A 22,038-nucleotide genomic window follows, 5' to 3' on the forward strand; every position below is an offset into this window, starting at 1 on the left:
TAAATTATTAGGGATTCCACTAAGAAAAATGGCCCAGATAAATCTGAGCCATTTAAGTAGTGTCGCGTGAAGATTAAAAATCTAAGCTAAGGCGCCGTGGCAGTTTTTATACTTCTTTCCGCTACCGCAAGTGCAGGGATCGTTGCGACCTACCTTTGGACCTGCGCGAAGAGGGGCTGGCTGAATATCCACTGCAGCGCCACGATCACCCGTTGAGCCCGCTACTTCCTTATCGGCGTCAGCATGTTGATACTGAACATCTGAAAGCTTTGCCAGGTCCTCATTCATAGATTCCGAAGCCTGATCTAACTCGCTTGAGCTCCTAATCTGAACCGTCATGATGTTTTTCACAACGTCATTTTTGATGACATTGAGCAATTCACCATACAGCTCAAATGCTTCACGACGATATTCTTGCTTAGGATCTTTTTGCGCATACCCGCGCAAATGAATACCCTGCCGCAAATGATCCAAAGCAGCCAAGTGCTCACGCCAGTGACTATCCAAGCTATACAGAAGCACGGAGCGCTCAAAGCCTGCAAAAGATTCACGCCCAGAGAGTTCGACCTTTGCATCATAAGCTTCCTTAGCGGCCTGCAATACACGATCAACGATTTCTGCATCATCTACAGTCTCGGCACCTTCAACCCAATTTCTGAGGTCAAGTTCAAGACCCCACTCACTGGCTAAAACGTTTTCCAGTCCAACTAGGTCCCACTGCTCTTCCATAGACTCCAGAGGAACATAAACTGAGGAAACGGAACGCAAAACATCTTCGCGCAAATTAGCAATTAACTCGCCAATATCAGCACTCTCAAGCACTTCATTTCTGAGGCGGTAAGTTTCTTTACGCTGATCATTGGCAACGTTGTCATATTCCAGCAATTGCTTACGAATATCGAAGTTGCGGCCTTCAACTTTGCGTTGAGCAGACTCAATAGAGCGCGTCACCATACCCGCCTCAATCGGCTCACCATCGGGCATCTTGAGACGCTCCATGACGGAACGTAAACGATCGCCTGCAAATATGCGTAGCAGCGGATCATCCAATGAAAGGTAGAAGCGGGAGGAGCCAGGATCACCCTGGCGGCCCGAACGGCCTCTTAACTGGTTATCGATACGACGACTCTCGTGTCGCTCGGTGCCAATGATATGTAAACCACCCGCAGCAAGTACTTGGTCATGAATACTTTGCCACTCATCCTGCAACTGCTTAATTTTGGCTGCTTTATCAGGATCAGCTAGTGCGCCGTCAGCCTCAATCAAAGAAGACTGCTTGCCGACGTTGCCGCCAAGCACGATATCAGTACCACGGCCTGCCATATTAGTAGCAATCGTGATCATTTTTGGGCGACCAGCTTGAGCAATAATTTCTGCTTCACGAGCATGCTGTTTTGCATTTAAAACTTGGTGCGGTAATTTGCGCTGATCTAATAGATTCGCAATCAACTCAGAGTTTTCAATCGAAGTGGTACCAACTAATACTGGCTGGCCACGTTCATAACAATCTTCGATATCTTTAATCACCGCGTCATAGCGTTCGCGAGATGACTTATAGATCTGATCTTGCTTATCTTTTCTTTGGCTAATACGATTTGGCGGAATCACAACTGTTTCCAAGTTGTAGATTTCTTTAAATTCATACGCCTCAGTATCGGCAGTACCAGTCATGCCGGCTAACTTGCCATACATGCGGAAATAATTTTGGAAAGTAATCGTCGCTAAAGTTTGATTCTCATTCTGAATCTGCACACCCTCTTTAGCTTCTACAGCCTGATGCAATCCATCAGACCAACGACGACCTTGCATCAAACGACCTGTAAATTCATCTACGATGATGACTTCGCCACCCTGAACAACGTATTGTTGATCGCGGTGATAGAGCGTGTGTGCGCGCAGAGCAGCATAAACGTGATGCATCAAAGTAATATTTTGCGGCGCATAAAGAGAGTCGCCATCATTGAGCGCACCCAATTGAACTAATACAGACTCAGCCTTGTCATGACCTTGTTCGGTCAAATAAACCTGCTGAGACTTTTCATCTACCCAGTAGTCGCCTGGCTTCTCAACACCTGTGCCATCTGCCTTCTCTTCGCCAATTTGACGTTCTAGATGTGATGGCAGAGCATTAATTTTGATATAGAGATCAGTGTGATCTTCAGCCTGACCAGAAATGATTAATGGAGTACGAGCCTCATCAATCAGAATGGAGTCGACTTCATCAACGATCGCATAAGCTAAACCACGTTGCACGCGCTGATCCAAATCCTGAACCATGTTGTCGCGTAAGTAATCGAAGCCAAATTCGTTATTGGTGCCGTAAGTAATATCAGCGGCATAAGCCTCTTGCTTAGTAGTGTGGTCCATTTGAGATAGGTTCACACCCACCTTCATGCCCAGGAAGTTATACAACTTCGACATCCATTCGGCATCACGCTGTGCTAAATAATCATTCACCGTAACAACATGAACACCTTTACCAGCCAAAGCATTCAAATAGACTGGAAGAGTAGCTGTTAGGGTTTTTCCTTCGCCTGTACCCATCTCGGCAATCTTGCCTTGATGCAAAGCCAAGCCACCCAAAATCTGCGCATCAAAGTGGCGCATCTTCATAACGCGCGTGCTAGCCTCTCGAACTACCGCAAATGCTTCCGCAGCGATGTCATCTAAGGACTCTCCAGCGGCAAGGCGTGACTTGAATTCTGCAGTTTTTGCAGCAAGTGCAGAATCATCCAAAGATTGCAGGCTCGCCTCAAAAGTGGCGACCTTAGCAACGACTTTGCGATACTGTTTTAAGAGGCGGTCGTTACGACTGCCGACCAGGGTTTTAAGAAGACCGATTACCATGGGATATTGAAGAAAATTAAGTCCTTGAGTTTATCACCCGCAACCCCATTTTTTATGAACTTTAGCCCTAAATCATCCCGCAAGCCCACAGCTCACGACTGGATGGATTACCTACGTGAATCTGATGGTCTTGGGGGAATTTTGGCTAAAACCGAAGATCTAGCCAAACTCAAGACAACCATTAACTCAGCCCTAACGAAGCTTGATTTAGACCATCTGAGCCCAAAAATTGAAGCTGGTTGGCGCTCTGGCTCGCAAGATGAGCTATTTTTACTGGTCAGTAGCGCCAGCATTGCCAGCCGCTTACAGCAAATATTACCCAGTTTAATCAATGAGTTAGGTAAATCTGGGCTACCTTGTAAGGCAATCAAAGTACGAGTTAAACCCGCTCCACCCAGCTGGGAAGTTAAACCTCGCCAAGATCAGCGTGAAAAGCCAAGAGGATTAAATGAGGTTGCCAAAAAATCCTGGGAATCGTTATTGGAGAAGTTAGGGCCAGACTCTGGTTTACGCTCCTCCATTGAGAAACTGCTGAAAAATAAACCAAAGTAGCTCAAAACTACTTCAGCGCCCTTAGAAAAAGAGGGGCTGACTTTCTTGAGAGTAGGCACCTGGAGCCTTATTTTCAGCAAAGGAGCTGATTTCATAAGAGCTAGGGTCTTCTAAAAGCTTCCGCAAAAGTGCGTTATTCAGAGCATGCCCAGATTTCTCTGCAACATAAGCTCCCACAATAGGGTGTCCGATGAGATACAGATCGCCAATCGCATCTAATATTTTGTGACGCACAAATTCGTCTTCATAACGAAGTTCTTCGTTATTCAAAATGCGGTGCTCATCTAAAACAATCGCGTTATCCAAGCTACCGCCACGCGCCAATCCCATTTCGCGCAATGCTTCAACTTCATGCGCAAATCCAAAAGTACGCGCCCGACCAATTTCACTGCGGTAGGCTTGTTCTGCAAAATCAACCACAAAACGTTGACCTGTTTTATCCACCGCAGGGTGCTTGAAGTCAATCGTGAAATCTAACTTAAACCCAAAGAATGGCTCTAAGCGCGCAAGCTTATCGCCCTCGCGAACCTCTACTGGTTTTTTAATCACTACAAATTGACGTGGCGCATCTTGCTCTGCAATGCCAGCAGATTCAATTAAGAATAAGAATGAAGCGGCGCTACCATCCATGATAGGCACTTCCTCACCGTCAAGCTCTATCAATAAATTATCAAGACCAAGACCAGCACAGGCTGAAAGCAGATGTTCCACTGTAGAAACACGCACACCATCCTTCTGAATAACAGAAGCCAATCTTGTGTCACATACAGCTAAAGCGGTTGCCGGCACAACTGACTGTTCAGATGTATCCACCCGAACAAACTGAACCCCTGAATTTACTGGCGCAGGTTTGATAGAAATCGTCACCTTGCGACCTGAGTGCAAGCCAATCCCCACGGTCTTAACCGGAGTGGCGATAGTGCGTTGCTTCATCATGTTTGGGTATTTAAATTCAGGGGGTATTTGTTATATAAGGGTTTGAATTACAGCTTTTTCAAAATGGAAGCGGCATCACTTACTTCAAACTTACCTGGAGCTTCGCGGTCTAATGACTTCACCACACCATCTTCAATAATCATGGCATAACGATCTGAGCGAACACCAAAACCTCGAGCAGTTAAGTCCAACTCTAAACCAAGCTTTTTAGTGAACTCAGCACTGCCATCACCTAACATGCGAATCTTTTTGCCAACTTTTTGATCGCGTCCCCATGCGCCCATCACAAATGGGTCATTTACAGAAACACACCAAATTTCGTCAACACCTTTAGCTTTAATCGCATCATAGTGCTCAACATAACCAGGCACATGCTTTGCAGAGCAAGTGGGTGTAAACGCGCCAGGCAATGCAAACAACAGAATCTTTTTTCCAGCTGCCAGCTTTTCAACTTCAAAAGCATTTGGCCCTAAGGAGCAGCCTTCTGTCTCTTCATTCATAAATTCATAAAGAGTAGCGTTCGGTAATTTTTGTCCAACAGCAATCATGACATCTCCAATAAATAATTGTTAGTAAGCATGCCAACGCAAGCGCGGGATTCGTCGTCCGGAGGGGCGCCGCGCTGGCATTTCGCAATTACCTATTGTATTAAGCAGTTAATTAATCTGCTTGTTTACGTAAAAAGGCTGGAATTTCATAGTAATCAGCCCCTTTATCCAACATGGATTTAGCCTGAGGAGAACTATCCGCACCTAATGTAGGCGCAGGAGTCGCTTCACGAGAGCTACGAAAAACCCGTGGCAAGTCATATTGGCTATAGTCAACGCCAGTACTTGCAGGTTGAGCTGCCATTACTGGAGCACTACCTGTTCCAGTGAGAGCCAAACCTGCGCTAGTACTTAAAGCAGAATCCACGCTTACTTTGCTCATTGCTGCTGATGCGCTAGCAGGGGCAAAGCTATTGAGGTCTGCCATCGTTGGCATTGCATCATGAGTACCAGTAGCTTGTCTCCAAACTACTTCAGGTTGGTTGTTTTTACGTGCTTGAGGATTATTCAAACCAGTAGCAACTACAGTTACACGTAAGGCATCGCCTAGGCTCTCGTCATAAACAGTACCAAAGATTACGGTTGCGTCATCAGCGGCATAACCACGAATCGCCGCCATGACTTCGCGAGTCTCAGACAATTTCAATGAACGGCTAGCAGTAATGTTTACCAACACGCCACGTGCACCTGATAGATCAACACCTTCGAGTAATGGTGATGCCACTGCAGCTTCAGCAGCTAAGCGTGCACGGTCCATACCAGAAACAGTTGCCGTTCCCATCATGGCTTTACCTTGCTCACCCATTACTGTTTTAACGTCTTCAAAGTCAACGTTGATCAAACCTTGAACATTGATGATTTCTGCAATACCAGAAACTGCGTTATGCAACACGTCATCAGCGCAAGCAAATGCTTTGTCAAACTCAGCGTCTTCACCCATTACTTCAAAGAGCTTTTCGTTGAGCACAACAATTAATGAATCTACATATGACTCGAGCTCTGCAGCACCATTCTCCGCAACCTTCAAGCGCTTTACACCCTCAAAGTCAAATGGCTTACTAATGACGCCAACAGTCAAAATGCCCATTTCTTTAGCTACTTGAGCCACGATTGGAGCCGCTCCAGTTCCTGTGCCGCCACCCATACCAGCAGTGATGAACACCATGTGTGCGCCTTGCAATGTATCGGCAATGCGAGCACGCGCTTCTTCAGCAGAAGCTGCGCCGATTTCTGGTTTGGCACCAGCACCTAATCCGCTAGAACCCAGTTGCAAATTCACAGATGCTTCAGAACGCTGTAATGCGCCAGCATCGGTGTTCATGCAAATGAACTCTACGCCATTAACACCGCGACGGATCATATGCTGGACAGCATTGCCACCAGCGCCACCGACTCCAACCACTTTAATAATGGTCTTGCCAGCTGTTTCTTGATCTAACATTTCAAATTCCATATACCCTCCTAGGTAAATACGTACTACATTGACGACGACGAAAAAAACTTAAAAATTTCCTGCAAACCATTCCTTCATGCGCGAGATAACACCTTGCAACGCGCCTGATTGAGAAACACGACGACCGCGCAATAGCTGCGCTTGGCCTTCCATCAGCAAACCAATGCTGGTGGCATATCTGGGACTACGTAAAACTTCATGAAGATGGCCACGGTATTCAGGGGTTCCGATACGAGCAGGCCTCAAAAAGACTTGTTCGGCCAACTCCACCATGCCTGGCATTAATGCTGTGCCGCCTGTTAAAACAATTCCAGAAGAAACCATATCTTCGTATCCGGAGTCACGAACTAGGCCTCTTACCAGCGTGAATAACTCTTCAACGCGCGGCTCAATTACTGCTGCCAAAGCTTGTTTAGACATCGGGCGTGGCTCACGGTCACCAACACCAGGAACATCAATCATCGCGGTTGGATCAGCCATCTCTTGACGAGCGATACCATGCGCAATTTTCAAATCTTCGGCATCAATCGTTGGTGTGCGCAATGCCATCGCAATGTCATTTGTAATTTGATCACCGGCAATTGGAATCACTGCTGTGTGACGAATCGAACCCTGGCAATAAATTGCAATATCGGTTGTACCTCCGCCAATATCAACCAACACCACACCAAGCTCTTTCTCATCTTCGGTCAATACCGCCAAGCTTGAGGCTAAAGGCTGCAAGATGAGATCGTTAACTTCGAGGCCACATCGGCGTACGCACTTCACAATATTTTGAGCGGCACTTACAGCGCCAGTAACAATATGGACTTTCACCTCTAAGCGAAGACCGCTCATGCCAATTGGTTCGCGCACATCTTCTTGACCATCAATAATGAATTCCTGAACCAGAATATGCAGAATCTGTTGATCTGTTGGAATATTGATTGCTTTTGCCGTTTCTAGTACGCGCTCGACATCTCCAGAGCCAACTTCTTTATCGCGTATTGCAACCATACCGCTCGAGTTAAAACTCACAATGTGATTACCAGCAATTCCTGTAAAGACTTGCACAATCTGGCGATCAGCCATCACTTCAGCCTCTTCAAGTGCCTTCTGAATGGACTGAACGGTAGCTTCAATATTGACTACAACACCCTTCTTTAATCCTTTGGATGCAGTTTGACCAACACCCACTACGTTGAATTGACCATCAGGAGCTAACTCAGCAACCAAGGCAACAACCTTGGAAGTTCCAATATCTAAACCAACCAAAATATCGCGATTGTCTTTACTCATTACCATTCCTCATTGCTTCAGCTCACTTTTTTTGCCATCTACTTCATTCTTTTTCAAACTTGCAGAAGCAAGATGAACCGCAAAACCATTTGCATATCGCAAATCGACTGCATCTACTCGATTCGCCCATTTCTCTTGTACTTGTGGCCAATATTTAAATAAACGCGCCACACGTTCTTCCGTTAAATTTTTATCCGAGCTTTCCTCATCGCGGCCAAACTCTACTTTCATTCCGTTTGAGAGCTTGACATGCCATGCGTAACGTTCAGTCAGAGCAAGGCTAGTGACTTCTGCGCCCCATGGCTTAAACCAATTGTTGGCTTTTTCATAAAGACTCATTACCTCTTTACCTGCATCTTCAGGGCCAGAGAAGTCGACTAAACGTACATCCTCACCCACCTCAGAAACGCGTCCAGTAAAGAGCTCGCCATGGGTATTCATTAGCGCGTGACTCTCAGCGCCTCCCCAGGTACCAAAAGGCTTCTGCTCTTCAATACTCACCACCAGACCATTTGGCCATACACGACGGACATTGGCATGTCGCACCCAAGGCATACTTTCAAAGCCTCGCTTCACATCTTCTAAGCGAACGCTGAAGAAATTACCCTGTACTATTTCTAAAACTTGTTGCTTAACAATAGGCTTGTTAATGTGTTTCAAGGTTTGGCCAGCAACTGGTTCAATCTGGATCTGCTTCAAAGCGAACACTGGTCGCTGACTTAACCAAACCAAAATACCAATGACGAGCATCACCACAAAGCAACGCAGCAGGAAACGACTCAGCTTCTCCATGCGCTCCGCATGATTCCAAAGCGGAGACATCAACATAGAGAAAATTTCACCGAAGCGGTCCATGAAGTTACTCATGCAGCTGCACCTTCTTTTTGCTGCAACGTTTGACTAAGCAACCAAAGCACTAGATCGGCATACTCAATACCAGCAGCTTTGGCGGCCATTGGCACCAAAGAGTGGGAAGTCATACCAGGAGAAGTATTCATTTCCAACAAGTAAGGTTTGCCGGTCTTTTGATCTAACATCACATCAGCGCGACCCCATGTACGACAACCCAAGGCTTTATATGCCGCTAAGGCCAACTCCTGAACAGCGGCATTCACCTCAGGTGCAAGCCCAGTAGGGCATAAGTACTGAGTTTCATTAGAGAAATATTTATTATGAAAATCGTAATTTGCTTGCGGTGGAATAATTTTGATCACTGGTAAAGCTTCAGCCGTCTTGCCTTGACCAACTAGCGGACAAGTTAACTCATCGCCAATAATGCAAGTCTCTGCAATCACTTTTTTATCCAACCCAGCAGCAAGCTTGTATGCAGCTGGCAACTCGTCTACTGACTTCACTTTTGTTAAGCCTAAAGAGGATCCCTCATGCGCAGGCTTCACAATCAAAGGCAAGCCCAGATGTTTCACAACTGCATTCCAGTCGCTATCAGCTGTAAGCTCTTCATACTCAGGAGTGGCAAGTCCATTACTAATCCAGACTTGCTTGGTGACAATTTTGTCGATTGCTAGAGCAGAGGCCAAAACACCACTACCTGTATAAGGTAACCCTAACAACTCCAGCAATCCTTGGATGGTTCCGTCTTCACCAAAGCGGCCATGCAAGGAAATGAATACACGATCGAAGTTTTCTTTTGCTATTTCGGTAGGGCAACGCAAACCCGTATCAAAAGCATGGGCATCAACCCCTTTTACGCGCAAAGCTTCTAATACGCCATTGCCTGACATAAGAGAAATCTCCCGTTCGCCTGATTTACCGCCCAGCAAAACACCAACACGGCCTAAAGACTTAAGATCTAGGCCAGCCAAGCTGGACTTAACGCGATCACCCCAGGAAATCAAATTAGCACCTACCTTAGACATGCTTCGCCTCCGACAACGTATGTGGCAAAGCAGAAATTGATCCCGCACCCATCGTAATTAAGACATCTCCATCTTTTAGAACTTGACTTAACTTTTCTGACATCTCCGCAACATTTGCAGCATAAGCAACTGCGCTCGAATCTAATAAGGCTTTAGAATTTTTGTCTTCAGTGATAGCGGCCTTCATCAAACTCTTGCTGTCAGCCCCCGGAATTTTTGCTTCGCCCGCTGGATACACATCGGTCAGCACTAAAGCATCAAAATTTTTGAGAACTTGAACAAACTCGCCAAAGCAATCACGCGTTCTAGTGAAGCGGTGCGGCTGGAATGCCAATACCAAGCGACGATCTGGGAAGGCACCTCTTGCTGCAGCTAAGGTTGCAGCCATTTCTACTGGGTGATGGCCATAATCATCGATCAAGGTAAAGCTACCACCACCTACCAAGGGAATCTCTCCATAACGCTGGAAGCGACGACCAACACCACTAAAGTCAAACAGTGCCTTCATAATTGCTTCATCGCCCACACCCAACTCTGTTGCTATGCCAATAGCAGCTAAAGCGTTGCGAACGTTATGTAAGCCCGGTAAATTCAAGGTGATATTTAATGGGCCCGGCTTATTGCCATGCCTGCGCACAGTGCGGCGATCAACTCTGAAGTGCATTTGAGTACCATCAGCGCGAACATTGCTTGCGCGAATATCTGCATCCTCCGATAAACCGTAGCGAAGTACGGACTGAGATACGAATGGAATGATGTCGCGCACATTAGCATCATCAATACAAAGCACTGCCACACCATAAAAAGGCATGCGCTGAATGAACTGAACAAATGCCTGCTTCAATCGAGCCATATCGTGCTGATAGGTATCCATATGATCAGCATCAATATTGGTTACCACTTCCATGGCCGGAAATAATTGCAAGAAAGAGGCATCTGATTCATCTGCCTCGACCACAATAAAATCTCCCTGACCTAAGCGCGCATTGGCGCCTGCGGAATTGAGTTTGCCGCCAATCACAAATGTGGGATCTAGACCACCTTCAGCTAAAACGGATGCAACCAAGCTGGTAGTAGTTGTTTTGCCGTGTGTGCCAGCAATTGCAATGCCCTGTTTCAGGCGCATCAACTCACCCAACATAACTGCGCGCTGAATCACTGGTACCTTCGCCGCGCGTGCAGCCAAAACCTCTGGATTATTGCCTGCAACAGCAGTAGAAATCACTACCGCCTCTGCCGTACCAATATTTTTAGGGTCATGCCCAATATGAATGACTGCGCCCAAATCTCTAAGGCGTTTAGTGACTGCGCCATCCGCTAAGTCTGACCCTGAAACTTGGTAACCCAAGTTCAACAGTACTTCAGCGATGCCGCTCATGCCAGCACCACCGATACCGACGAAGTGAATTTGCTGAACGATATGCTTCATATTCCTACTCCCGCACAATCTGCGCATACCTCAGCTACACGCTGGGTAGCCTGTGGTTTTGCTAAAGCATGCGCACGTAATGCCATCTCTTTTAATTCTGTGCGATTAAAGTTCTGAATCATGATTGCTAAATCTTGCGGGTTTAGTAATGGCTGCGGTAACAAAATCGCTGCATTCGCATTTGCCAAAAACTGTGCATTCGCAGTTTGGTGATCGTCAATTGCAAATGGGAATGGAATAAGGCAAGAGGCAATGCCACAAGCGGCTATTTCAGAAACTGTCATGGCGCCTGAACGGCAAATCACCAAATCGGCCTGTGAATATGCAGCTGGCATGTCATCAATGAAGGAACGAATATCTGCTGCTACACCTAAGTCGGCATATCGCTTCTGTAGATCTGCTAAATGCTTGTCGCCCGCCTGATGAATTACTTTGGGACGTGACTCTACTGGAATTAATGACAGCGCAGCCGGAATACTTTCATTAAGAGCAGCAGCACCCAAGCTACCACCTACCACCAATATAGATAAAGGCCCTTGGCGCCCTTCATATCGATCCGCAGGTGCCAACATATGATCAAACTCCTCGCGAATAGGATTGCCCACCCACTCTGCGTGCGCCATCGCATCTGGAAACCCAGTTAAGGTCCGCATAGCAATTTTGCTCAGCGCACGATTGGCACTTCCAGCTACCGAATTAGATTCATGCAGAACCAATGGGCGCTTCAATAATTTAGATACCAAACCACCAGGGAAAGTAATGTAACCGCCCATACCCAAAACAACATTCGGTTTTAAACGACGCATAATTTTCCAGCTTTGATAGCAAGCGCGTATGAGGTTAATGGGTAACATCAACTTTGCTTTTAATCCCTTGCCACGCAGGCCACTAAACTGAACTGCCTCAAATGGAAAATCACAAGACTTCACGAGGCGATACTCCATGCCAGCTTGATTACCCAACCAAGAGACCTTCCAACCGCAAATCCGCAAATATTCGGCGACAGCGAGGCCTGGAAAGATATGTCCACCAGTACCGCCAGCCATCACCAAGATTGAGGGTTTAGTCAAAGCTTCCCTCCACGCATGAGGATGCGATTTTCAAAATCAATACGCAGCAACATTGCAACGGCAACTGCGTTCATCAAAATTCCAGAGCCGCCATAACTTACCAATGGCAAAGTAAGGCCTTTGGTTGGTAACAACCCAAGGTTCACACCCATATTGATGAAAGCCTGCCAACCAATCCAAATGGCAACGCCCTTAGCTGCAAGTCCTGCAAAGCTACGATCCAACTGCAAAGCAGTGCGGCCAATTAAGAAGGCGCGACGCACGATCCAATAAAACAAGAAGATCACCACCACCACACCAACAAATCCTAACTCTTCGCCAATCACAGCCATGATGAAATCGGTATGCGCTTCTGGTAAGTAGTGCAGTTTTTCTACGCTACCGCCAAGTCCTGTACCAAACCATTCGCCACGACCAAATGCCATTAATGAATGGGTTAACTGATAGCCTTTATTGGCGGCGTTATCTACTTGCCATGGATCCATAAAGGCCAACATGCGTCCCCGACGGAATGGGGAAAGCGCAATCATCGTTGCACCACTCATCAACCCAACCAGAATCAAACCGCCAAATAACTTGGCATTAATACCGCCCAAAAAGAGGATGCCAAATGCAATCAAGGCAACTACTACGAATGCACCCATATCTGGCTCAGCCATCAACAGACCACCTACCAGAGCAACTGCAATACCCATCGGTAGCATGCCCTTCACAAAGGAATGGAGATACTCCTGGCGTTGAACGGTATAACTTGCTGCAAATATCACAGCAGCAAATTTCATCAACTCAGATGGCTGAAAATTCATCAAGCCCAGAGGAATCCAACGCTTCGCACCATTCACACCCTTGCCTACACCAGGAATTAGAACGGCGATCAGTAATAAAACGGTAAACCCAAAAATGACTGGTGAATAACGATCCCATACTTTAGTAGGTATCTTAAAAGCCCAGATACCGACACCAATCGCAATCACCAAAGAAATCACGTGACGAATGAGAAAGAAGTTACTACTGTAATTTGCATACTTCGGTCCATCGGCCAAAGTAATGGAAGCCGAGTACACCATGACTAAGCCAATCAAGGTCAAGGATAAGACCGCCCACACAAGTAACTGGTCATATTCCATCATGCGCGAACGGGTTTGCTCTACACCTGAAACAGCATCTCGCAATCCAGTGCGGAAGTTATCGATTCCACCCCTTGAAAAATTCCAGAAGCGATTTAGGCCAAGTCGATTTTCAGGAAAGAATTTTTCTTTTAAGCTCATACCTGGACTCCTTCAAAGCGCATGCCTAGCTCTTCAACCTCTGCAGCAAATACTTGAGCACGCTCAACATAATCATGGAACTGATCTAAGCTTGCACAGGCTGGTGAGAGTAATACCAAGTCTCCTGATAGAGCTTTTGAGGCAGCAGCCTGAACTGCAGAAATTAAATCGCCACAATTTGTACTTTGAATTTCTGAGCCAAGAGCTTCGCCAATTGCAGCGCCATCTTTACCGATTAGGAATGCGCCCTTCACAAAACGTAACGCGGGTTCACGTAGCGGACTGAAATCCTGGCCTTTGCCATCGCCACCAGCAATCAACCAAATTCGCTTGCCAGACTCGTTGCTACCCAAGCCATTCAATGCGGCGACAGTCGCACCTACATTAGTGCCCTTGCTGTCATCTACATATTCAACATCTTTAACAATCGCAATACTTTGCACACGATGTGGCTCACCATGGTAATCACGCAAGCCATGTAACAGCGCATTCATAGGTAAATTAGCAGCACGTGCTAAGGCCAGGGATGCAAGCGCATTTAATGCATTATGTCTGCCACGTATTCTTAAGGCGTCAGCTGGAATAAGGCGCTTGAGGCGCAACGGCTCCTCTTCTTCAACTACTGCAGATTTACGACGACGCTTAGGCTTGGGATCAACATCCTCATCTACTTCAGCCCATACCAGCCAATCTATTCCGCCCGCACGTAAGTCATGCTCAATTCCAAAAGCGCCTTGCTCATCTGGGCGATTTGAGCCAAAGGTCACAATGGCTCTCTCTGCTTTTTGCTCTTCAGACAGCAGCCCCATTACAAGAGAATCATCACGATTCAGAATACAAACTGTATCAATACCAAATATCCGTGACTTAGCTTGTACATATGCTTGCATGTCGCCATGCCAATCTAAATGGTCTTGAGTAATATTCAACACTGTTGCTGCCGTAGCATTCAAAGTATGGGTATAGACCAACTGAAAACTAGATAACTCCAAGACCCAAACATCCGGCATATCTACGATTTGATCGGCAATATCCAAGCAGCTCATGAGCTTGTCTAATGCTGCAGGACTAATATTTCCTGCAACAGCAACTTTCTTGCCTGCACGCTCACAGAGTTGCCCAGTTAATGCGGTGGTAGTTGTTTTGCCGTTAGTACCAGTGACAGCCAATACTGCAGCTGCGTAACTCAACTCTTGCGCTTGTGCCATACGACTTAATGCAGAAATTGCGCGGGCAAAAAATTCAATCTCACTCCACACATCGATTTCAGCCTGCTCAGCCTTAACCAAGAAAGCATAGGTTGGGTCTTGCACCGGAGAAAGTCCCGGGCTAATACCAATCACGTCAATATTCTTAAGTAAGCTTTCATCCAGGGGGCCAAAACAAACATCTTTGAGGCCAGCAATCCGAAGCTCTTCCAGCCAAGCATTTTGACGCACAGTAAAAGAGGATTGCTCACGCGTATCAGCTAAGCGGACTTCGGCACCATTTCGCAGGCACCACTTCGCCATAGCTACTCCAGACTCACCCAATCCCAAGATAAGGAATCGGTTCGGAGCTTGGTAACCTTCATCACTCATGAAGGCTGCATTTGCAAAGGTATTTTCTAAAATCAACATATTTACTTTTGGTTCACCGTAACTTCAAGCTAGATAAGCCAATTAAGACTAGGAGGATGGTAATAATCCAGAAACGCACAACCACTTGCGTCTCCTTCCAACCACCCAATTCAAAATGGTGATGCAATGGCGCCATCCGGAAAATGCGACGACCCTCTCCAAAATGCTTTTTAGTGAGCTTGAACCAAAATACTTGCATCATTACCGAAACAGTCTCAGCAACAAAGATGCCGCCCATCACAAACAACACGATTTCTTGACGAACAATCACAGCGATAGTGCCAAGGGCTCCGCCCAAAGCGAGCGCGCCCACATCACCCATAAATACTTGTGCTGGGTGTGTGTTAAACCAAAGGAAGGCTAAGCCAGCACCGCCCATAGCTCCACAGAAAATCATGAGTTCACCAGCGCCTGGTATGTAAGGGAAGAGGAGATACTTTGCATAAATCGCATTACCCATCACATAAGCAAAAGCACCCAAAGCAGCCCCTACCAAGATCACTGGCATGATGACAAGGCCATCTAGACCATCGGTTAAGTTCACTGCATTACTACTGCCTACGATTACTAAGTAACTCAAAATAATGAAGCCCATCACACCCAATGGATAGCTCACTTCTTTCATAAAGGGCAACAGCAAGTTGGTTTTTGCAGGCAGATCTAAAGCAAATCCACTTCTTAACCATTCATAAAATAATTGCAATACTTTTAGGTTATTTACTTCAGAAACGGAGAATGCAAGATAGATAGCGGCAAATAAACCAATTAGTGTTTGCCAGAAGAACTTCTCTCTTGAAGCCATTCCTTTAGGATCTTTGTAGACTACTTTGCGATAGTCATCTACCCAGCCAACTAAACCAAAACCAAAAGTCACAATCATCACAATCCAAATAAATCGATTGCTGAGATCGGCCCACAACATGCATGAGATAAAGATACCGATCAAAATCAAAACACCACCCATAGTTGGGGTGCCTGATTTCACTAAATGGGTTTGTGGCCCATCAGTGCGGACTGCTTGACCCATTTTCAGGGCGCTTAATTTACGAATCACCCAAGGTCCCGCAGCTAAACCAATCAATAATGCAGTAACCGTTGCCATCACCGCTCTAAAAGTGATGTAGTTAAATACCCGGAAGAATCCGAAATCATCTTGCAACCATTGCGCCAACATTAAGAGCATGTTTTAGCCTCCTCTAACAAGGCCTGCACTACACGCTCCATGCGCATAAACCGTGAACCTTTAACCAAAATATTTAAGTGCTGATTGCTGCCGCTAGACTGGGCATGCAAAGCATCTCTTAATTGCATAATGAGACTATCCATATCAGCAAAATGAGTTGCACTAGATACAGTCGCACTATTACCAACAACCTCGTTAAATCCCTGAAGAGCAAATTGGCATTGCTCCCCCAAAGCAAATAGTTTTGAGATTCCTTGTTCAGCAGCATAGGCACCAACTTCACGATGAAACTCGGGGCCCTGATTGCCAACCTCACCCATATCACCCAAAATCAACCAAGATAAATTACCTGATTGCTTTAAAGCATCGATGGCAGCTCTTACGGAATCCGGGTTAGCGTTATAGCTATCGTCAATTAAGGTGTGATTTGAATCAATCACTTTTGCCTGCATACGCCCATTTACTGGTGAAAATGATTCAAGACCCTGCTTAATCTTTTCAAGACTTATACCTGCTGCGATACCAACCGCACTCGCAGCCAAGGCATTGCGAACATTGTGACTACCCAATGTATTTAATTGAACTTCGGTAGCCCCTTGTTCAGTTTTAATCTGTACATGCCCATTGCTTAGCAAACTTCCGGTCACAGCAGCCGAAACCTTAGACTGAGCAGACAACAAAACAAAATCAATGACTTTTCGACCAGCAGCAGCCTGGCGCCAAACATTTGAAAATTCTGAGTCTGCTGGGAATACAGCAATACCATCAGTTGGTAAAGCACGAATAGCATCTGAATGCTCTTCTGCTACCGCCGCTACTGTGGCCATGAACTCTTGATGCTCGCGCTGGGCATTATTAATTAATGCGATATTTGCTTGCGCAATCGCAGCTAACTGCGCTGTTTCACCAGGATGATTCATACCAAGCTCAACCACGGCAAGGCGATCCGTTGTGCGCAATTTCAACAGTGTCAGTGGCAAACCAATATCGTTATTCAGATTTCCCTTGGTAACCAAAGTATTTTGTTCGCCCACTGCGGCTTTAAAAATTGAAGCAATCATCTCTTTAACGGTAGTCTTACCATTGCTGCCAGTAACCAATGCCAAAGGAATGGGGTGATTAGCCCGCCATGCTTTTGCTAAATTTCCTAAACCAATACGCGTGTTTGAAACGCAAATAGCAGGTAAGTCCGGCGGGCATTTATCTTGCGAACTAACTAAGGCAGCACTGGCGCCTGCCTTAGTCACATCGGATAAAAAGTCATGTGCATCAAAGCGCTCACCAACTAAAGCGACAAATAATTCATTGCGATCGATCTGGCGACTGTCAGTACCTACTCGAGAAATAGAGATTTCCTGGGCAGCTTGTGCAGAAGTATTCAGTAATTTACTTCCAGGCAACATTGCCTGTACTTGTGCAAGGGTGGTCATGATAGACATCAGGCTCCACCTCCAGCGGCTAAGCGAATATGCTCTTGATCAGAAAAATCAAATTTCTTACCATTAGTTTCTTGAGTAGTTTCATGACCCTTGCCAGCAACCAAGACAATATCGCAAGCATCCGCATGACGAATTGCTGCCATGATGGCAGATGCACGATCGGCTATAACTTGAACGTTCTGTGCATCCTTGCTAATACCACCGCGCACCATCTCCATAATGGCTTGTGGATTTTCAGAACGAGGGTTGTCGCTTGTAATTAGAATATGGTCGGCATTGCGCTCTGCAACAGCACCCATTAGCGAACGCTTACCAGCATCACGATCACCGCCACAACCAAAGACACACCAAATTTTTCCACCGCGCTGCTCAGCAATAGGACGTAATGCTTGTAAGGTTTTCTCCAAAGCATCTGGGGTATGCGCGTAATCCACAACTGCTAACAAGCCCTCTTTCTTTTGAGATTTACCCAAAGGAATTAACTCCATACGGCCAATCACTGGATTTAATTGGCTCACTTTTTGAGCGGCTACTTCCAAGCTCATACCCTGTGAAAGTAATACCGTCCACACCGCAAGCGCATTACTTAAATTAAACTCACCTAGCAAAGGAATATGCAATTGAGCACTTCCCACTCCATTAAAAATGAAGCTTGCGTTGTAACCCGCTCCACTCAGTAGGATATCTTTTGCATAGATACGGAATAAACGATCACCAAATTTTTCAAATCCTTGGAACGCGGATTGAGACAATGCATATGCCCAGACCTTCAAGCCCTCTTTTGCCAACAAGTTCATGGCAAGCTCACGACCAAAAGCATCATCCAAGTTAATCACTGCGTGCTCAAGGCCGGTTTGCTGAAATAACTTAGCCTTTGCCTCGGCGTAATCAGCCATGCTGCCGTGGTAATCCAAATGATCCTGCGTCAGATTCGTAAATACTGCACAGTGAATATCTGTTCCAGCGATTCTCGCTTGATGCAAAGCATGCGAAGATACTTCCATCGCGACTTGTTTAGCTCCAGCGCTGCGCAACTCTGCTAACTGCGTTTGTAATTTAGGTGCGTCTGGAGTGGTATAACCAGTTTGCACCAATGCACCAGGGAACCCAGTGCCCAAGGTGCCCAAAACTGCAGTGTGATGACTGTTAGTATCTAAAGCCTGGGCTAACCATTGCGTGATGCTAGTTTTGCCATTAGTACCAGTGACACCAATGATTTTTAATGCTTTACTCGGATGGCCATACCATTGCGCACATAGCTCACCCGCTTTTGTAGCAAGATGTTCAACAGCAAAACATTGTGGATGATCTAAATATTGCTTACCCGTACCCGCTGGATCGAAGACCACAGCGGCTGCACCACTCTCTAATGCCGCCTCAATAAATTGACGACCATCACGCAAAGCATTGCCATGACCTACAGGGTAGGCAAAAAAGATATCGCCAGACTGAATCTGGCGACTATCCGCACATACTTTTGCGGAGAAGTTCGCTAAAGTATGTAAGTGGTCAATCAAATGATTGGTGTCTATTTTCAAATCCACCCTCATCGCTTCAAAACCACATGTTGAGCGTGTGCAGCTGCTGGCCGAATTTCTTCTGGGGCTTTATCTTCCAACACCATTTGCTTAACTTTGTTGTCTGGCAAGACGTTTAATGAACGCAGCGTCTCCCCAACAATTGTCGAGAATACGGGTGCTGCAACATCACCTCCGTAGTAGCTCCCCCCAGTAGGCTCATCGATCATAACCGCCACCGAGATACGTGGCTCACTAATAGGCGCGATACCAGCAAAATACGCTAAGTATTTATTTCCATAACCTTTTCCTACAATCTTGTGTGCAGTGCCCGTTTTACCACCTACGCGATATCCATCCGCCTGAGCTTTGACAGCCGTTCCACCAGGCTGAGTGACCGTCTCCAACATTTGACGCATTTCAGTTGCAGTTTTGGCTGAGATCACTCTGGTTCCAGGCTTAAATTCGGGGCTGCGCTCAATCGTGATGGGCACCAACTCCCCATCACGGGCAAAGATCGTATAAGCGCGAGCCACTTGAAATAATGAACCTGATAAGCCGTATCCAAATGCAATGCGCGCTTGATCGCTTGCCACCCATTTTGAATAAGGATGAAGAGTGCCAGCCACTGCGCCACGAAACCCAATTTTTGGAGTCTGGCCAAAGCCAACGGCGCTATACATATCCCACATCTCTTCAGGCGTGAGGTAATTCATTGCAATCTTGGCGGCGCCAATATTGCTGGATTTTTGAATCACTTGCGCTATAGTTAAATTGCCGTTGGGATGTGTGTCAGTAATTGGCTTTTTGCCAACTAAATAACTCGCACCAATTACCATGTTCGTGGTGGGTGTGATTGCACCCTTCTCTAAAGCAGCTGAAACTGTAAATGGCTTAATCGTAGAACCAGGCTCAAACATATCTGTCAATGCCCGATTGCGCAGTTGCTCTCCCGTGAGATATCTGCGGTCATTTGGGTTGTAGCTTGGGTAATTTGCAAGAGCTAAGATTTCGCCAGACTGAGTATCAATCACAACAGCACTGCCTGCTTTTGCGTGATGTTCCTCGACCGCACTCTTTACTGCGTTATAGGCAATATATTGAATCTTACTGTCAACTGATAACTGCAAATCCTTGCCGTTTTGAGGCAAGCGATCAATGCCCACTTCCTCAACTACACGCCCCAGCCGATCAACGACCACACGACGTTGCCCAGTGTGACCAGCTAGCTGCTCTTCTCTTGAATACTCTATTCCTTCTTGGCCAAGATCATTCACATTTGTAAAGCCAACCACGTGCGCCATCGCCTCACCTTCTGGGTAGAAGCGACGATATTCATTATTTAAACCAATGCCAGGGATCTCTAGCTGTTTAATTTGCTGCGCTACAACTGGATCAACTTGACGCTTTAAGAAAACCTGCTTGCGCTCTTCTTTCAACTTTTTGCGCAGATCAGATTCGCTCATTTGCAAAAGACTTGCCAATTTCTGCACTTTGTCTGCGGCTAAATCATCTGGAACGGTATCGTTATAGGCAATCACCGACTTGGCTTCCAAGCTCGTTGCAATCACTTGGCCGTTACGATCCAAAATTTTTCCGCGACTAGCGGGTAGCTCTAATTCGCGCTGAGTACCACGCACACCTTTAGCTTCATAGAACGCATTTCCTGGACCCTGAATCCAAAATGCTCGTAGCAGCAACATCATGAATACAAAGAACAAAAGGAATAGCATCAAACGCGACCGCCACATTGGCAGGCGTAAAACTAAATTTGGCGTAGTAGAGAAGCCAACCGGTCTCATTTCGCCTCCTTAAGATACAAGGTGCGCTCAGGAGAAATCGGAGACATATGTAATTGATTGCGAGCGACGTCGCGAATACGTGCAGACTTCGATAAATTCCGCTGCTCATACTCTAAGCGCAACCAGTCTTGGTTTAACTTACGCTCTTCTATCTGCGCGCGCTCTTGAAGGATGAATAATTTTCGCGCACGTTGCTGAGCCGCAACCAGCGATAGGGCGCAAATCAATAGCAATGCGAGCAGAGTCAAGGTAGCGCGATTCATGCGGATACTCCCATGCGCTTTTCAGCCACACGCATGATTGCAGAGCGGGCACGAGGATTCTGAGATACCTCAGCATCGCTTGGCTTAACTCGACCAATAATTTCTAGGGCGCTTTGTGGCAAGTCTTTTTCGCGTACCGGTAACCCACGGGGCACTTCGACTTTTGCATGCGCTTGCATAAACTGCTTCACGATGCGGTCTTCTAACGAATGAAAACTAATCACTGCAAGTCTTGCGCCGGGCTTTAATAATTTCAAAGCCGCCTTCAAACCGAGTTCCAAATCTTCTAACTCGCGATTAATAAAAATACGCAATGCTTGAAAGGTTCTTGTTGCGGGATCTTGGCCAGCTTCGCGAGTACGCACCACGCTTGCAACTAGGCTTGCCAACTGAGTAGTCGTTTTAGGGGAAAGGCCTTCTTCTCGCTTAGCCACTATGGCTTTTGCGATCTGAAATGCAAAGCGTTCTTCTCCGTAAGTCTTAATCACGTGAGTGATTTCCTCCGGTGGCGCCTGCTCCAACCACTCTGCTGCAGTTAAACCATGATCGGTATTCATGCGCATATCGAGCGGGCCTTCTCGGCGAAAAGAAAATCCCCGATGCGCTTCGTCTACTTGAGGTGAGCTGATTCCCAAGTCCAATAAAATTCCATCGACTGATTCCGCCTCTGCATACTGATCCATGTGTGCAAAACTGTCGTGCACAATTTTTAAACGTGGATCGTTGATTTTTTGCGCCACTGCAATCGCATCCAAATCTTTGTCGAAAGAAATCATTCGCGCCGAAGGATTCAACTCCTTGAGCAAGGCTTGTGTATGACCGCCGCGCCCGAAGGTTCCATCGATTACCAAAATTTTGTTTGCTGCACTTTGATTTTGAATCAGCGGACCGCCAACTAGCGCCGTCACCGCCTCGGCCAGTAACACTGGGCGATGAGTTATGTTCATGGCACCCTGT

Annotated in this window: 18 protein-coding genes; 1 reads left to right on the forward strand and 17 read right to left on the reverse strand. The window is 46.4% G+C overall.

Going from position 1 to position 22,038, the window contains the following annotated elements:
- Nucleotides 1–81: 81 nt before the first annotated feature.
- The gene (secA, locus tag VC182_RS06460; RefSeq protein WP_323484870.1) at nucleotides 82–2,847 is read right to left on the reverse strand and encodes a preprotein translocase subunit SecA; all 2,766 of its coding nucleotides are present in this window, start codon (nucleotides 2,845–2,847) and stop codon (nucleotides 82–84) included.
- Between the two features lie 24 nt (nucleotides 2,848–2,871).
- Between secA and VC182_RS06465 the strand changes: the two genes are divergently transcribed.
- A complete protein-coding gene (locus VC182_RS06465) occupies nucleotides 2,872–3,399 on the forward strand; it encodes a hypothetical protein (RefSeq protein ID WP_255561221.1) in 528 nt (175 codons plus the stop codon).
- Between the two features lie 21 nt (nucleotides 3,400–3,420).
- On the opposite strand, the gene lpxC is transcribed toward VC182_RS06465, so the two are convergent.
- The 16 genes from lpxC to rsmH form a co-directional block, all read right to left on the reverse strand.
- On the reverse strand, nucleotides 3,421–4,335 hold the full coding sequence (lpxC, locus tag VC182_RS06470; RefSeq protein ID WP_216121546.1) for a UDP-3-O-acyl-N-acetylglucosamine deacetylase: 915 nt from the start codon (nucleotides 4,333–4,335) through the stop codon (nucleotides 3,421–3,423).
- Nucleotides 4,336–4,382: 47 nt separating this feature from the next.
- The gene (locus VC182_RS06475; protein ID WP_323484871.1) at nucleotides 4,383–4,883 is read right to left on the reverse strand and encodes a peroxiredoxin; all 501 of its coding nucleotides are present in this window, start codon (nucleotides 4,881–4,883) and stop codon (nucleotides 4,383–4,385) included.
- 112 nt (nucleotides 4,884–4,995) lie between these two features.
- Entirely contained in the window at nucleotides 4,996–6,336 is a 1,341-nt protein-coding gene (ftsZ, locus tag VC182_RS06480) for a cell division protein FtsZ (RefSeq protein WP_323484872.1), read from the reverse strand.
- 48 nt (nucleotides 6,337–6,384) lie between these two features.
- Nucleotides 6,385–7,614, reverse strand: coding sequence for a cell division protein FtsA (ftsA, locus tag VC182_RS06485; RefSeq protein ID WP_072583389.1), 1,230 nt, complete (start codon nucleotides 7,612–7,614; stop codon nucleotides 6,385–6,387).
- A 9-nt stretch (nucleotides 7,615–7,623) separates the two neighbouring features.
- Entirely contained in the window at nucleotides 7,624–8,481 is an 858-nt protein-coding gene (locus tag VC182_RS06490; protein WP_323484873.1) for a cell division protein FtsQ/DivIB, read from the reverse strand.
- Nucleotides 8,478–9,491: a D-alanine--D-alanine ligase gene (locus VC182_RS06495; RefSeq protein WP_255538595.1), complete on the reverse strand. Its 1,014-nt coding sequence runs from the start codon at nucleotides 9,489–9,491 to the stop codon at nucleotides 8,478–8,480. Before VC182_RS06495 ends, VC182_RS06490 begins: the two co-directional genes overlap by 4 nt.
- Nucleotides 9,484–10,920: a UDP-N-acetylmuramate--L-alanine ligase gene (murC, locus tag VC182_RS06500; RefSeq protein WP_323484874.1), complete on the reverse strand. Its 1,437-nt coding sequence runs from the start codon at nucleotides 10,918–10,920 to the stop codon at nucleotides 9,484–9,486. Before murC ends, VC182_RS06495 begins: the two co-directional genes overlap by 8 nt.
- Nucleotides 10,917–11,990: an undecaprenyldiphospho-muramoylpentapeptide beta-N-acetylglucosaminyltransferase gene (murG, locus tag VC182_RS06505; RefSeq protein WP_323484875.1), complete on the reverse strand. Its 1,074-nt coding sequence runs from the start codon at nucleotides 11,988–11,990 to the stop codon at nucleotides 10,917–10,919. Before murG ends, murC begins: the two co-directional genes overlap by 4 nt.
- Nucleotides 11,987–13,258: a putative lipid II flippase FtsW gene (gene ftsW / locus VC182_RS06510; RefSeq protein ID WP_072583394.1), complete on the reverse strand. Its 1,272-nt coding sequence runs from the start codon at nucleotides 13,256–13,258 to the stop codon at nucleotides 11,987–11,989. Before ftsW ends, murG begins: the two co-directional genes overlap by 4 nt.
- Nucleotides 13,255–14,838, reverse strand: coding sequence for a UDP-N-acetylmuramoyl-L-alanine--D-glutamate ligase (gene murD / locus VC182_RS06515; protein ID WP_323484890.1), 1,584 nt, complete (start codon nucleotides 14,836–14,838; stop codon nucleotides 13,255–13,257). The genes ftsW and murD overlap by 4 nt, the downstream gene beginning before the upstream one ends.
- Nucleotides 14,839–14,890: 52 nt before the next feature.
- The gene (gene mraY / locus VC182_RS06520) at nucleotides 14,891–16,060 is read right to left on the reverse strand and encodes a phospho-N-acetylmuramoyl-pentapeptide-transferase (protein WP_072583395.1); all 1,170 of its coding nucleotides are present in this window, start codon (nucleotides 16,058–16,060) and stop codon (nucleotides 14,891–14,893) included.
- Complete coding sequence (locus VC182_RS06525; RefSeq protein ID WP_323484876.1) at nucleotides 16,051–17,499, reverse strand: UDP-N-acetylmuramoyl-tripeptide--D-alanyl-D-alanine ligase; 1,449 nt, start codon at nucleotides 17,497–17,499, stop codon at nucleotides 16,051–16,053. Before VC182_RS06525 ends, mraY begins: the two co-directional genes overlap by 10 nt.
- The gene (locus VC182_RS06530; RefSeq protein ID WP_323484877.1) at nucleotides 17,499–19,049 is read right to left on the reverse strand and encodes a UDP-N-acetylmuramoyl-L-alanyl-D-glutamate--2,6-diaminopimelate ligase; all 1,551 of its coding nucleotides are present in this window, start codon (nucleotides 19,047–19,049) and stop codon (nucleotides 17,499–17,501) included. Before VC182_RS06530 ends, VC182_RS06525 begins: the two co-directional genes overlap by 1 nt.
- Nucleotides 19,046–20,818 (reverse strand): peptidoglycan D,D-transpeptidase FtsI family protein, encoded by a 1,773-nt coding sequence (locus tag VC182_RS06535; protein ID WP_072583398.1) that lies wholly within the window; start codon nucleotides 20,816–20,818, stop codon nucleotides 19,046–19,048. Before VC182_RS06535 ends, VC182_RS06530 begins: the two co-directional genes overlap by 4 nt.
- On the reverse strand, nucleotides 20,815–21,081 hold the full coding sequence (gene ftsL, locus VC182_RS06540; RefSeq protein WP_072583399.1) for a cell division protein FtsL: 267 nt from the start codon (nucleotides 21,079–21,081) through the stop codon (nucleotides 20,815–20,817). Before ftsL ends, VC182_RS06535 begins: the two co-directional genes overlap by 4 nt.
- Nucleotides 21,078–22,028 carry a 16S rRNA (cytosine(1402)-N(4))-methyltransferase RsmH gene (rsmH, locus tag VC182_RS06545; protein ID WP_323484878.1) on the reverse strand — a complete coding sequence of 317 codons (951 nt, stop codon included), beginning with the start codon at nucleotides 22,026–22,028 and terminating at the stop codon, nucleotides 21,078–21,080. Before rsmH ends, ftsL begins: the two co-directional genes overlap by 4 nt.
- Nucleotides 22,029–22,038 lie beyond the last annotated feature (10 nt).

This window comes from Polynucleobacter sp. AP-Nickl1-40-C4 (assembly GCF_035012665.1).
In the GTDB taxonomy this organism is placed as follows: Bacteria; Pseudomonadota; Gammaproteobacteria; order Burkholderiales; family Burkholderiaceae; genus Polynucleobacter.